This is a genomic window from Salinibacterium sp. NSLL17, from assembly GCF_015864935.1.
Taxonomy (GTDB): Bacteria; Actinomycetota; Actinomycetes; order Actinomycetales; family Microbacteriaceae; genus Rhodoglobus.
Genome location: NZ_JADYWH010000002.1, coordinates 94779 through 108657 on the forward strand (window position 1 = coordinate 94779; position 13879 = coordinate 108657).

Here is a 13879-nt window from a genome sequence, read left to right on the forward strand (position 1 = left end):
CGGGAGCGCTCCGCGTCAGCGAGCAGCAGCGATGTTTCGACTCGCCAGCCAGAGCACGATTGTGCTGGCAATCGGAAGCATTGCAAAGAGCAGCGGTGCGCTGAGCCAACTTGACGCCAACACGATGCTCGCGACGCTGACGAGCAGCACCGCGTCAGCCTGCCAGAGCACGATCAGCACGCCAGAAAGGTCTCCTGCCGCGGTAGGGATAGGTGCGAGGAGTTCGATCGGCATTTGCCCCTTAGTGGCGTTCATCATTCGAACGGTGATGACAAACAGCGCGAATACGACCGCCAGAGCAACGCTCAGGAGCGACGCACCGGTAGCAGTCGCGGCCAGAGCTCCCGAGCCCACGAAAACGAACACCCCGGCCACCGGAAGCAGCGCGTGCAGCGCGAACTCTTTCGCTACACCGAAACCGTAAAGCGGCACTGCGACAGCGGTATCGGCGGCGTGGCGAAAGCCATCGCTCCACACGCCGAGCGCGAGAAACGCAATGATTCCGCCGAGTAGGGCCGGTGCCCACGCAACCGTCGCGGGCACAGCACTCATGCTCGCGAGCACGAACCCTGAGACGAGCAGCGACAGCGCCGCAACGATGGGTCGTTCGGGAGAACGCAGCGAGCCAACAAGATCACGCACGAACATCAGTACGGGCATTGGCACATTCCGCACTGCTCTCCAACGACGACCCGCGGTCGGAAGGCTCCGAAACTCTGCGAATGCTCCCGCAAGGTCGGCTGTCGCACTGAACGTGGCGGCGCTGCTCCAGCGCTGCGCCTGAGCTCTCAATTCAGGACCGCGGATGCTGTCCAAGAGTCGCGGAATAGCGAGGGCGGCGATGATCGCCATCACCACCAACGCCACAAACGCTGGCCACGCCGGAAGCGCGGCGCCAGGGTAGAGCAGTGCAAACCAGCCCCACGGCGTTGCGGCCAGTCCGCCCGGAATCGCTGCCATGCCGAGTGACGCCACTGCGAGCGCCGCCGCTACTTGTTGTGAGGTGGGCGTCGACACGCTCTGGCCGAGCAACCACGCAATTGAGGCAAGGATGCCGATCAGTACTGTCGCCGCTACGAACGCGATGACGGAGAGCGCTGTAGCCGCGCCCGCCACTGCGAGCGCAGAAGCGAGGACCAGCGCGACCGCGGTGAGCGCCACCACGAGTTGTGAGGCCGAGATAAGAAACGGGCGCCGCAGTGTGTGACGGCGAGGCAGATGATTGCTCGCGACGACGTTGCTGCGGAACAGATCCATGACCGCTGGTCCGCGAGCGCGTCCGACCACGACAAGTCCGGCAAAGAGCAACCCGGTGATCGCGGAGAGCACCGCCGGCGCGGTTGGGCTCGCCACTAGGGCCATCACGTCGGGAGTGGCAAGGCCAAGCACCGCCATCCGAATAATGGGTACGCCAACAATGAGCAGAAGCAACACGCTCATATAGATCACGTACGTGAGTTCGCTCTCACTCTGTGCCTGCCGGTCGCGGCGCAGTTGCTGCAGACGCCGAAGCGTCGGATCGGATGCCATTACGAGCGTGTCAATGCAACAGTGCTGCCGCTCACAGCGTCGATCAGTTTCGCGTTGTGCGAGGCAAAGAGCAGTGTCGTGCCCTCAGCGACGAGACCTCTCAGGATGCGGGCGACCTGGCTTCGGCGTTCCTTGTCGAGTCGCTGTTCTGGCTCGTCGAGCAGCAGCACGTCGAAGGGCCGTGCGATTGCGAGAGCCAAGGAGAACATCTGGGTTTGGCCCGACGAGAGTTCGTGGGCGAAGCGCGTTCGCAGGCGAGTAAGGCCGAAGTCATCGAGCAGCACTGCGGCCCGCTCGCGAGCGACAGGAACCTCCGCGCCCCACGAGACGCCGACCATGGTCAGTTGCTCGTCGAGGGTGAGATCGCGGGCGAACGAGGTGTGGCCGATATGACCCGCCACCATTCGTCGAAAAGCCGGGCTTCGCTCATCCGCTGGCAGCTCACCGACGTGCGCGCTTCCCGTTGTTGGCGCAATCAGGCCAGCGAGCACTCGCAGCAACGTGGTTTTCCCGGCACCATTGGCGCCGATGATGGCCGCTGCAGTGCCTGGCGAGATGTCGAACGACACCGACTCCAAGAGCGGCACGTCATCGATGCGAACAGCAAGGGAGTCGACTCGGATGCCGAAACTCCCGTCAGCTCCCGCAACTACTGCCGTGTCCTGAGATTTCCCCATGAAATCCAGTGTAGCTAGAGGGTGCGAAAAATGCTCCTGCTAGTCAGTCCACCACTCGTCGTACATCGACACCGGCACCGCACGCTTGTGGCGAGTGTTGAGGAACTTCTTCTCGATATCGGCGGCGGCCTCGGCGGGCACATCGAGGCCCTCAAGGTAGTCGTCGATGTGCTCGTAGGTGACGCCCAAGTTGGCTTCGTCGGCCTGGCCGGGCGTGTGGTCGAGCAGGTCGGCGGTCGGCACCTTTTCATAGAGGCGCTCGGGAGCATTGAGGTGCTTGAGTAGCTGCTTGCCCTGGCGCTTCGTGAGGCCCGTGAGCGGCAACACATCAGCACCACCATCACCGAACTTGGTGAAGAAGCCTGTGACGGCTTCGGCCGCATGGTCTGTTCCGACCACGAGGTAGCCGAGCTGCCCCGCAATCGCGTACTGCGCCACCATGCGCTCACGTGCCTTCACGTTGCCCTTATTGAAGTCTGTAATCGGCTCGCCCATCGCATCCGCGAATTCGGCGGCGATGCCGTCAACAGCCCGCTGGATGTTGAAGGTCACTTCGCGGTCAGCCTCAATAAAGTCGAGCGCCAATTGCGCATCGTCTTCGTCGTGCTGCACCCCGTGCGGCAGCCTCACGGCCACGAACTGTGCTTCGATACCCTCCGCTCGCAGTTCAGTGACGGCAAGCTGACAGATTCGCCCGGCAAGCGACGAATCCTGACCACCGCTGATGCCCAAGACGAGGCCCTTGGCGTGCGAAGCCGTGAGATATTCCTTGAGAAACTCAATGCGCCGGCGAATCTGTCCAGCAGGGTCGATCGTGGCTTGGGTGTTCAACTCGGAAATGATGCGCGCCTGCAACGAAGTCATGCGTTAAATCTAACCCGGAGCGGTGTCATTAGGATTGTTCATTTTTTCTGCGCCGCAGACTCTCGGCGGGTTAGCCTGAAACTGTTACGCCCACGAAACACAGGAGCTCCGGATGATCGACCAACTACTTCGCCCCAAGATTGCGTTTTGGACAGGGCTCGGCCTGCTCATCGTGGGATTCGTTCTGGGCAACTTCGTGATTCCCAACCTTTATTGGGCCGCGCAATCGATCGGCTTCCCGCTCGCCTCGCAGTTCGCGAGCGGCCTTGCCGGTGGGGTCGAGTTTCTCACTCAGATCGCACGCCTCGTCGGCCCAGTATTGATCGTCGGCGCACTCGTCATGCTGAAGATCGAGCGTACTTCTGGTGGAACGCGCGCGAGCTAAGCCAGCTCCTGCGCGATCTCCCACGGCAGCCCAGACGGGTCGAGAAACACTGCAGTTCGGCGACCCCATGGCCGATCGATGGGGCCGTTGACGAGCTCTACGCCATGCTCGCGCACAGCAGCACACGCGGCATCCACATCGGGTACATTCACTGTCAGCATCACGGATGCCGCTGCTCCCGCTTCTGCGATCGGCTCGGGCGCTATCAACGCGGGGGCTTTGGTTCGCGCTAAGACGTTGATCACGATGGCACCAACGCGCAGCGCGACCGAGACGTCGTCTTCAAAGAGGATGGGCGCGGCAAAGACGGTGGTGTAGAACTCTCGGGATGCCGGAATGTCATCCGCAAACACCGTGATCGCTTCAACATTGTCTAACGAACTGGTCATCGGTCTTTCCCTCCGTTTTTCACCAACGACACGTCCTGAACGGCACACGATTGTTTTGATACCGGTGGGTTCTAAATATCCACGAATGGACGTAGAGTGGATGAATGAGCACCACATTAACACCAACCGCTGGCCGCCCTCGAGCGTTCGACGAAGAAGCTGTGCTCAACCAGCTCACCGCGCTGTTCTGGCAGCAGGGTTACGGCAACACCTCCATGACAGACATTGTTGAAGCCAGCGGGGTTCATAAACCCAGCTTGTACCGCACCTTCGGAAGTAAAGAGGAACTCTTCGCGACCGTGCTTCGGCGCTACCTCGGCGAGCGCATGGCGATGCTTGCGCAGCTGCGCGCTGAATCCGGGACCGGCATTGCCGGCATCCACACTTTCTTCGACAAGTTCGAAGAGTTCGCGGGCACCGACGAGGGCAGTTGGGGCTGCCTCATGGTGATGAGTGCGAACGAATTGCGGGGCAGCACGCCGGGCTACGAAGACTTCTCCGTCGAGAACAGCCGTGCTCTTCACGCGCAGATGACGGCTCTCGCAGCCCTCGCGTTCCCCGGTTCGACCGAGAATGACGAGCTGACCGCGCAACGAGCCGACATGCTCTCGCTGTTGTTCTTCGGGCTTCAAGTCACCATCCGCTCCCAAGCTGGTGCCGAGCACGTCCATTCTGCGTTTGCCTCCATCCACGCGCTCGTCGACACCTGGCGCTAGGCCTCCCCGCCTGCTAGCTCGCCAGATAATCGCGGACACCCGAATTGGGCGGTGGTCTGGTCGCTTCGTGATCGCTAGAGTTGTGGGGTGATCGTCGCACCCGAAGCGACTTCACGCTAAAGGATTCACTGTGAAGTACCCGATTAAAACTGCACTCGTCGCTGCCCTCGCGACCTCGCTCGTTGCGCTCGTCGCTACGCCGGCATCCGCTGCCACCTATGCGAACGTGTCGGCCGAAGCATCCGGAAACAACATTGCCGGTCGTGCTGCCGCCACCACCCTTCGCGATGCCTGGGGCGCTGCCATCACTGCGCGTGGCGGAACCGTTCCCGTGCCTCTCGTCATCAACGGAACCCACAACGACCCGCTGTCAGGAGTAATTGCAACTACCGCCGGGGGCACGACCGTCTCCGTTGAACGCACCATGTACACGCCCGGCGCCACAACAACGTATGTCGGCATCAGTCCGAACTCGGGGATCGCACAATGCACGGGCAGCGGCAACACGCTTCAGAGCAGCTCACCCCGGCCGTCACTTCTCGATGGCAATAGCGGCTGCACAAACGGCGCTGGCTTCAGCTACGGGGCATCCGGCGGCAATTCGCAAGAAGCAAACACCCGTGATGCTTTCGAATTCACCTTCTCCACGGGCGTACTCGCCTTCGGCGGTTGGTTCGGTGACCTTGAGACGCGCACCGACGGGTCGGGCGTGCCAGCGCTCGTGCGCCTCTACGACACCGATGACCTTCTCCTTTCTGAAGAAGAAGTCGTTCCCAGCGGCGACCAAAGCCTCTGCGGCACTGACCCTGACGGCTGTGGCAACCGCAGCACACGCTGGATCGGATTCACCGCTGACCTCACGACTCCGGTCGCACGCATGGTGGTCATTGTCGGAGACGAACACGAGACAGGAACCGCCGTCGCGGAAGGGATGAGCTTCATCGGTCCCTCGGTCGTTGATGGCACTGCGGAACTCACCATCGCGAAGACAGCGACCCCGTTGCCCGCGGGCGCGACCGCCGTGGGCGACGACATCGACTACAGCTTCCTCGTCACCAACTCAGGAACGCTCGCACTCGGCAACGTCGCCGTCACCGACGCGGGAGCGCACAACCTGTCCTGCCCCGCGAATGCCCTCGCGGCGACCGAGACGATGATCTGCACCGCCGAGCATGCCGTAACCCAAGACGACATTGACGCGGGCAGCTACACCAACTCAGCTACCGCATCCGGCAAGGTCTGGAATGAGACGGTCACCTCGGCCGCAGATACCGCCACAACCACGATCAATCAGGCACCCGCGCTCGACCTCGCTCAGAGCGCAAACACCACGACATACACTGCCGCCGGCGATACCGTGGCGTTCACCGTTTCGGCAACCAACACCGGCAATACGACGCTCGAGAACATCGTCGTCACCAGCACTTTGCCGACTCTGTCGTTCGACTGTTCGGCAATGCCCGCTGACCTTCTCCCTGGCGCTACGGCGATCTGCACAGCAACCTTGATAGTCACGGATGTCGGAGCCGACTTCTCGAGCGTCGCAATGGTGGCATCCGATCAGCTTTCACTCGCATCAGATGCCACCACCATCCGTTTCGCTGGAGCTTTACTGCCGGCAACCGGCTCGGACGCCACACACACGACTCTCGCGGCAGCCTTCCTGCTCATCGCGGGGTCGACGCTGCTCGCCGTCCGCCGAAACCCAGCACGGCGACGTCAGTAAGTTCAGCGGAGACAACTCCCGTCTCGCCCGACCTCCACGGCTCGGAAACACAAGCACCATGAGGCGTACTAGGCGATCCACATTCGCTGTTGTCGACGATTCCGCGTACGTTTCATACACACCGGTTTGTCTACAACGGAGGACACTGGAGCATGAGACACGCGCTGCGCCGACTGACTCTTCGAGTGCTCGTCGTCGCTGCCTGCTCTGCCGCAGCACTCGCGTTAGCCGCACCGGCGGCGGCCGCACCCGCCTCCCCTGCGTCTGCGTTCGCCCCTGCGTCTGCGTCCGCAACAGCGTTCTCGCCGGCCTTCTCGATCAACGCCACAGCGAGCGGCACCGCCGTGGCCGCTGTCGACGACCCCGATGCGCTTGACCCCGGAGCGCCAGAGACTCCCCCAGCGACTATCACTCCGAGCCCGACTTCTACGCTCGATCCACTCCCAACACCGACTGCCCCTTCCACTTCGATTCCCACCCCCACTCCGGTCCCCTCCGAGACCGCAACCCCGACCCCCAGCGTCACGCCCACGCCGGTCGAGACTCCGGTCGATGAGGTCGAGGTTGTTCCCCTGCCGGCAACACCGCCAAGCGTTGCGACCTCCACCGTTTCGCTCACGTCACTACTGATCGCAATCGCTGTGCTGGCCGCGAGCCTCTTTGTGCTCTGGCTCGCCCTTCGCCGGCGCTCCCTCCCAGAGCACACTGCCGCACCGGCAGCACCGTTGCGCGACAGAAATACCTCCGCTGGTGTGGTGCTCGATTCACTGGCGGATGTCGGTGAAGCGATGATCGACAGCGGCTATCCCGTCAGCATGGTTCGTTCTGCGGTGCAGGATGTGGCCACCGCAAACGGGTATCCCTCTGCTGAAGTCATCGTGTTTCCGACGGCGATATTGGTGTCGTTGGATGCCGACGGCTCTGCCCAGACCCGCGCCGTCTCGGCTGGCCGACGTTCCTATTTACTTCACCATGTTGACGTGATTGACCGCGTCGTCAAAGTGGGGCGGGTTCGGGCTGGCTCTAGCGCGTGGGTAACTCGCCAGCTCGCCAAGGTACGAGAGCTTTCTGCACCGTTTTCTCCTGTTCAACGAGTCTTCGCTTATGCCCTCACGTCAGCAGCAATCTCGGTTCTTTTGGGATCGTCATGGCTGGGAGTGCTGTTAGCTGCGGTTCTTGGCCTAGGTGTCGGCACGCTGCTCTTGCTTGGCGAACGACTCCCCTCCGCCTACACGGCGCTCGTCATTGTGGGGGCAGCGCTCGGCTCGTCACTGATTGTGCTGCTTGTAGCCCGCATCTCCGCAGACTCCGGAGTGCTGCCGTCGCTCGTGGCCCCTCTCGTCATCCTGTTGCCGGGTGGGCTTCTCACGACAGCTGTGATCGAGCTTGCGACCGGCCACATCATGTCGGGTTCCGCCCGCGCCGCAGCCGGAGCCATGCGGCTACTTCTGCTCGCCGTCGGCATTGTGTCCGCCGGCGCCCTCGTGGGAGTTCCTACGATCAATCTCGACGTGTCGAGCGAGCCACTCGGCCCGATCGCCCCGTGGGTCGCGGTCGCCGTGTTCGGACTAGGCATCACGGTCTATCAATGCGCTCGGCCCACATCCATTCCGTGGATCATGCTCGTGCTCTACGTTGCCTATGGCGCCCAGGTAATCGGTGACGTGCTGTTCGGCGGCGTGCTCTCGGCTCTCATCGGTGCCATCGCCATGACTCCCGTCGCGGTTCTCGTCGCCCGACACCGCAGCGGGCCACCCGCCATCGTCAGCTTCCTCCCTGCGTTCTGGTTGCTCGTACCGGGGGCGCTGGGCCTCGTGGGCGTCACAGAGGTCTTAGGCGGCAACACAGGAGCGTTCAGCAGCCTCGTTACGACCGTCGGAACGATGATCGCAATCGCCTTGGGCGTGCTCATCGGCCTTGCCGCTTCGAGCTCGCTACGGGACCAACGCATCCCGCAGCTCTTCGACTTCCTTGAGCCCGCTCCCGCGACCGAGCCAGTGACGGTGTCGGCACCGACCCATCAGCACGACGGAGAACAGGACGCTGAACCCGCGGTTGAACCCGCGGCCGACAAATAGCCGCCGAACCTTACTGAGCCGTCACCTTTTCCAGCACGTTCCACAACGCGCGCTGCCCGTCCGGGTTCGTGAAATGGCTCTGGGTTGCGGCGGTGAGCGGTCCCGTCATTTTCTTCGGCGGTGATGCGAAGAAGGTGCCGGTCACCTCATCCGAGCATTCGATCGCGCTGAGGTAGCGAGCAGCCGCCGTCGGAACGCTGTGCGAGACACCAGGAATGAGTTTCATGAGCGGCAGCAGCACTCTGCGCATGATCGCGGGCATCCCCCGCGACGCTTTCGTATCCGGAGTGTTGCCTGGCGACACCGCGTTCACCGTAATGCCTGCGGGAAGTTGGGTGGCGAGCTCTTTCGCCCACCAGACAGCAAACGTTTTGGCCGTCGCATACTGACTGTTGTTGCTGTATTTCAGCAGTGGCTCTGCGCGAAGAACCGCCTCGATCGCGCGTTCCAAATCGCCATCGAAGGATGCCGCAGCCAAGTCAGCAACGTCAACGACCGTGAACGAGGGAACATCTCCGCGCGCGGCCTCCGACCCGGCAATGATGATGCGCGCGTGGGCGCTCAGCATCCCGCCCCGGAGCAGGTGCATAGTAAAAGCGTGGTGGCCAGCGAGCGTGGCTGACATGATCTGTTCGATGCCCGCCGATGTTCGGCGCAATTGCGTCGTGGAGGCGACGCCCGCGTTGAGGATGAGAGCGTCGATAGCAGTGCCGTCGGCGATGAGGGTTTCGGCAGCCAGAGAGACGGAGCTGAAGTCGTCAAGGTCGAGAGTCACGGGCACAAACTGAGCGCCGGGAACTCGTGCACTGAGTGAAACCCCAGCCTCCGCGACTTTCTCGTCCGTGCGCGCCGTGATGATGATGCGGCCGTAGCCTGCCTCGGCGAGTTGCGCTGCGGCTTCCCAGCCCACACCGGAGCTTGCACCTGTGACGAGGGCGGTCATGCGTGCGTGGGGATTCATCGTGAGTCTCTCTCTGGTCACACACCGTCGAAAAGCGTCGCAGAACCGGCGACCAGCGAGAACAGTGCAGCCAAGAATCTCACACCCGCGGCGGATCCCGCATCCGAATGCGCTGCCTGAGCTCGTTAACGCAAAAATCCCGGTCTCAATGAGACCGGGATTCTTTACGTGGTTGCGGGGACAGGATTTGAACCTGCGACCTCTGGGTTATGAGCCCAGCGAGCTACCGAACTGCTCCACCCCGCGGCGTATATAAAGCGTAACACAGGGTGAACGGCACGAAAACCGAACTCAGCGGGCTCACAGTGTGCTGCGGCCCGCTGAGTCAGAATTCGCTATTCGGTGGCGGCGATTGCGCGCTCGATTGCGTCGACCATTTTCTGGTCAGCTTCTGCAGCAGCGACGAGGTCGTTGTCTGCATAGGCGGCGTTACGGTCGGCAAGCGCTGACTTGTAGTCGGCGAGTGCACTGTCGAGTGCCGCATTGTCACCGGGAGTGACAACCGGTGCATCCGGGTCTACTGGCGCATCCGGGTCAACGGGAACATCCGGCGTTACCGGAACTTCACCGTCGCCGGCTTCGGCGCCAGAGTCTCCGCCAAACAGTGTGTCGAGTGCTTCGTCGAGAGTGTCTTCGAAGGCAATCTCGTCACCGAACGACACCAGCACCTTGCGCAGCAGTGGGTACTGAGTTCCGCTGGTCGACTGAACGTAGACCGGCTGCACGTACAGCAGCCCGCCGCCGACGGGGAGCGTCAGCAAGTTGCCAAGCTTCACCTCGGTGTCGCCCTGCTGGAGAAGTGCCAGCTGGTTGGCCACGATCGTGTCGGTATTGAAGCTGTTCTGCACCTGTCCGGGACCAGGAATCGTGTCCTGCTTCGGCAGCGTCAGCAACGTGAGCTTGCCATAATCAGGTCCCGCATCCGAGTTCGCCGTCAAATAACCGGTGAGAACACTTCGACTGGCGTCTGCTGTTCCCTTAGGAATGAAGGTCGAGTAGAGAGTGAACGCGGGGTCTTCTGTTCCCGGAACCTGCATGGTGAGGTAGTACGGGGGCTGAAGCGAACCGGTTCCAGAAACCGGATCCTCCGGGCTAACCCACTGGTCATCACTCGAGTAGAACGAGCCAGCATCCGTCACGTGGAAGGATCCCAGAATTTCGCGCTGAACCTTGAACAGGTCGGCGGGGTACCGCACGTGATCGAGCAACTCAACGCTCATGTCGCTTTGCGGCAACAGGGTGTTCGGGAAGATCTTGTTCCACGTTTGCAGAACTGGTTCTTCGTCATCCCAGGCGTAGAGCTTCACCGAACCGTCATACGCATCAACAGTCGCCTTGACCGAGTTGCGGATGTAGTTGATGTCGTCGAGCGCGAACTGCGGCGCCGGCGTGTAGCTGTCGGCAATCGCGCTAGAAAGCTGCTCAACCTGCGAGTACGGGTAGTTAGCACCCGTGGTGTAGCCGTCGACGATCCACACAATCCGGTCGTCCACAATGGCCGGGTACACGTCACTGTCAAGGGTGAGGTACGGAGCAACCTTCGCTACACGCTCGAGAGGCTCGCGATCGTAGAGAATCTGCGACTCGTCAGTTACGTCTGAGGCGAGGAAGATCTGCTCAGACTGGAACTTCACCGCGTAGACAAGCTTCTTGAAGATGTTGTCGAGCACAGGCCCGCCGTCGCCCTCAAACGTCGTCGTGGCGTTCTGTTCGCTGTCTTCTCCACCCGAGGGGTAGTCGAGTTCGATGTCGTCAGAGCCTTCAGGGGCACCAACAATCGAGTACTCGGGTGAATTTTCACCGAAGTACACGCGAGGGTTGTAATCGCCGAGATCTCCAGTGCTCGGGATGCCCGACTCGAGGAACACCGGCTGACCGTCGGCAGCACGCTGGTTACCGAAAGCCGCAACGACGCCATAACCGTGGGTGTAGACGACTGCGTTGTTGTACCACGACTGTGACTCGCCAAGACCGGACTGGTTGAGCTCACGAACCGCAATCACGGTGTCTTGAGTTTCGCCATCAATCTCATAGCGGTCAACGTCGAGGTGGCTACCGAACTGGTAGTACTGCTTGAACTGCTCGAGCTGCGCAAATGCTGCTGGGGCGATCGCGGGGTCGAGAATTCGGATGTTGGCCGTCGTGGCCGCGTCTGCACGAAGCGCACCGGGCTCAGCATCCGTTGTCGCGCTGTAAGGAACTTCGTCTACTTCAGCGACACCGTACGCATCCCTCGTCGCTTGAATACTTCGATCAATATATTCAGACTCGTAGGTACGCGCGTTGGGGTCTACCTGGAAGCGCTGAACGATCCACGGGTAGAGGTTTCCGACGACCAGGCCACTAATGAGCAGCAAGGCGGTACCGATCATCGGAAGACGCCAGCGGCCAATGATCGCCGTGACGATGAAGAGGATGGCCACGATCGCCGCGATGCCGGCGAGAATCGCACGGCCCGGGATGGTGGCGTTTGCCTCGGTGTAGCTTGCACCGGTCTGCAGGAAGCCCTGGCTGGTGGAATACAACGTCGTGTACTGGTCAAGCCAGATGCTGACGGCCTGCAGTGCGAAGAAAATGCTTGCGGTGATCGCAAGCTGCACTCGAGCGGAACGCGAAATGCGCACCTCACGACCGTGAACGCTCAGAGCACCGTAAAGGTAGCTTGTGGCGAGCGCGCCGATGAACGAGATGATCAACACGGCGGACGCGAAGCCAACGATGGAGTGGTACATCGGGAGCTCGTAGAAGTAGAACGAGATGTCCAAGCCGAACTGCGGGTCGGTCTCACCGAACGAGCTGCGGTTCAGCCATTGCAAAGCAACGGGCCAGGCGCTCGCTGAGGAGACACCACCGAAGATGCCGAGCAGAACCGGGATGCCGACCATGGCGAGCTTGCGCAGCGGTTCGACAACCTGCTGGTAGCCCTCAAGCTGTGCATTGAGTTTGGCGTAGATGGGGCGTGCGCGGAAGGCGACCAGCAGGCTGACGCCTACGGGAACGGCCATCGCGACGAAGCCGATGATGAACATCACGGCTGTAGCGATCCACTGGGTAGTGAGAACCTCCAGATACCCGGCCTGGCTAAACCAGAGCACATCGGCGTAGAGGTTCGAGAACAAGAAGAACGCGATAACAATGACAGCGAGAATTATCGCCGTAATCGTAAACGCAGACCTCGTCTTGCTCGTCGGGGCTGATTGGGTTTGGCTCGACACAGTACTTTGCTCCTGAAATTGGGGGCTTAGAGCTATCTTAAAGGTCTTTCATGGGCGCGGGGCTGGTGATCGCTCTCAGCGTTACACAAGCTCCGTGCAATGTTCTACACAGGGCTGTGTGCTGGAGGCAGCACACAGGAAGGTTCGTAGCAAAGTTGACGGATCAGGCAGCGCTCAATTGGCGCTGCATGAAGGCAGTCCCGCGCCGCTCAAGCCGCCGCGAATGCTGGCAAGCGCGACAAGCGCATCGTTGAGGTCGTCGACCGCATAGACGGTGAGTCCCTTGGGAGTGTTTTCTGCGACCTCGTCACAGTTTTCGACGGGCGCAAGGAAGAAGTCGGCACCGGCAGCCTGGGCGCCATACATCTTCTGCTGGATGCCACCGATCGGGCCGACATCGCCTGTTGCAGTGATCGTTCCTGTGCCAGCAACTTCGGTGCCGCCGTTGATTGCACCAGGTGTGAGCTTGTCGATGATTCCGAGCGCAAACATCATTCCCGCGCTCGGTCCGCCAACGTTCTCCAACTGGATCTTCACGTCGACCGGGAAGTTGTACGCGCTACCCACCACAACACCAATGACCGGGATGGCGTCGTCGCCCTCGCTCATTGTGGGGGTGATCTCGACAGTCAATTCTTCGTCTTCGCGCTCGAATACAACCTCGGCAGGAGTTGTGGTTCCGTTTGCTGCGATCTCGTCGCGCAGTCCAGCAACGTCGGCAAAAGTCTCACCGTTCACGCTGCGGATGATGTCGCCTGCTTCGAGCACGCCTTCTGATGGCCCGCCAGCGGAGGTTTCCGCAACGGTCAGCGTGGCATCAAATTCGTAGCCCAGGTCAGAGAGCGCTGCGGCAATTGCTTCCTGCTGCGAGGTCTCCATCTGGATGCGACCGGCTTCGGTGGAATCCTCGACCGTTACGCCAACGGGATAAACAGCTTCGACCGGAACAATTGCTTTGCTGCGATCGAAGTAGGCGGCGCCAACCTCAAACCAGCTGAGCGGTGAATCGGGGTTTCCCAACACGTTGACTGTCAGCATGTCGAGCGCACCCTCTGTGGGGTAGGTCGTCTCGACCGGAATCTGAATGAGCGGCACGAGGGCGCCTTCAATTTCCACGTCGCCCAAAGTGTCGTACACCGGGCCAGGTTGCTCGATGATGTACGGCGAAGGTACGAGGGTTGCCAGCAGGGTTCCTACAAGCGCGACGCTCAGAACCAGCCATCCCAGCCAGCCACTTCGGGCGCGGCTCGATGAAGGTTCGGGTCGATTATCAGTAAACAGGGCCACCTAGGTCCTTACGGGGTGGGAGCGGTGTTCGCCACAGGCGCACGGTAAGAG

At 61.4% G+C, this 13879-nt stretch carries 11 protein-coding genes and 1 tRNA gene; 4 read left to right on the forward strand and 8 right to left on the reverse strand.

Features of this window, described 5'->3' with window-relative positions:
* Window positions 1-15 precede the first annotated feature (15 nt).
* The 3 genes from I6E51_RS10145 to nadE are packed head-to-tail and all read right to left on the reverse strand — an operon-like array spanning window position 16 to window position 3071.
* Entirely contained in the window at window positions 16-1530 is a 1515-nt protein-coding gene (locus I6E51_RS10145; protein ID WP_197107324.1) for a hypothetical protein, read from the reverse strand.
* On the reverse strand, window positions 1530-2207 hold the full coding sequence (locus I6E51_RS10150) for an ATP-binding cassette domain-containing protein (RefSeq protein ID WP_197107325.1): 678 nt from the start codon (window positions 2205-2207) through the stop codon (window positions 1530-1532). Before I6E51_RS10150 ends, I6E51_RS10145 begins: the two co-directional genes overlap by 1 nt.
* Before the next feature lie 39 nt (window positions 2208-2246).
* Window positions 2247-3071, reverse strand: coding sequence for an ammonia-dependent NAD(+) synthetase (gene nadE / locus I6E51_RS10155; protein ID WP_197107326.1), 825 nt, complete (start codon window positions 3069-3071; stop codon window positions 2247-2249).
* Window positions 3072-3183: 112 nt separating this feature from the next.
* Between nadE and I6E51_RS10160 the strand changes: the two genes are divergently transcribed.
* A complete protein-coding gene (locus tag I6E51_RS10160) occupies window positions 3184-3456 on the forward strand; it encodes a hypothetical protein (RefSeq protein ID WP_197107327.1) in 273 nt (90 codons plus the stop codon).
* Here I6E51_RS10160 and I6E51_RS10165 read toward each other — a convergent pair.
* Entirely contained in the window at window positions 3453-3845 is a 393-nt protein-coding gene (locus tag I6E51_RS10165; RefSeq protein ID WP_197110250.1) for a VOC family protein, read from the reverse strand. The two genes, I6E51_RS10160 and I6E51_RS10165, sit on opposite strands and share 4 nt — an antisense overlap.
* Window positions 3846-3949: 104 nt before the next feature.
* Here I6E51_RS10165 and I6E51_RS10170 point away from each other — a divergent pair, with 104 nt between their 5' ends.
* The 3 genes from I6E51_RS10170 (at window position 3950) to I6E51_RS10180 (ending at window position 8365) form a co-directional block, all read left to right on the forward strand.
* Window positions 3950-4561, forward strand: coding sequence for a TetR/AcrR family transcriptional regulator (locus I6E51_RS10170; RefSeq protein ID WP_197110251.1), 612 nt, complete (start codon window positions 3950-3952; stop codon window positions 4559-4561).
* Between the two features lie 130 nt (window positions 4562-4691).
* Window positions 4692-6287: an LPXTG cell wall anchor domain-containing protein gene (locus tag I6E51_RS14555; protein ID WP_197110252.1), complete on the forward strand. Its 1596-nt coding sequence runs from the start codon at window positions 4692-4694 to the stop codon at window positions 6285-6287.
* A gap of 152 nt (window positions 6288-6439) precedes the next feature.
* Complete coding sequence (locus tag I6E51_RS10180) at window positions 6440-8365, forward strand: threonine/serine exporter ThrE family protein (RefSeq protein ID WP_197110253.1); 1926 nt, start codon at window positions 6440-6442, stop codon at window positions 8363-8365.
* Window positions 8366-8375: 10 nt separating this feature from the next.
* Here the strand turns inward: I6E51_RS10180 and I6E51_RS10185 are convergent, their stop codons facing one another.
* The 4 genes from I6E51_RS10185 to I6E51_RS10200 all read right to left on the reverse strand — a co-directional run bounded on the left by I6E51_RS10185 (window position 8376) and on the right by I6E51_RS10200 (window position 13828).
* A complete protein-coding gene (locus I6E51_RS10185; protein WP_197110254.1) occupies window positions 8376-9326 on the reverse strand; it encodes an SDR family NAD(P)-dependent oxidoreductase in 951 nt (316 codons plus the stop codon).
* A gap of 169 nt (window positions 9327-9495) precedes the next feature.
* A tRNA-Met gene (locus I6E51_RS10190) sits at window positions 9496-9572 on the reverse strand.
* An 89-nt stretch (window positions 9573-9661) separates the two neighbouring features.
* Window positions 9662-12541, reverse strand: coding sequence for a UPF0182 family protein (locus I6E51_RS10195; protein WP_197110255.1), 2880 nt, complete (start codon window positions 12539-12541; stop codon window positions 9662-9664).
* A gap of 174 nt (window positions 12542-12715) precedes the next feature.
* Complete coding sequence (locus I6E51_RS10200; RefSeq protein ID WP_197107334.1) at window positions 12716-13828, reverse strand: S16 family serine protease; 1113 nt, start codon at window positions 13826-13828, stop codon at window positions 12716-12718.
* Between the last annotated feature and the right edge of the window lie 51 nt (window positions 13829-13879).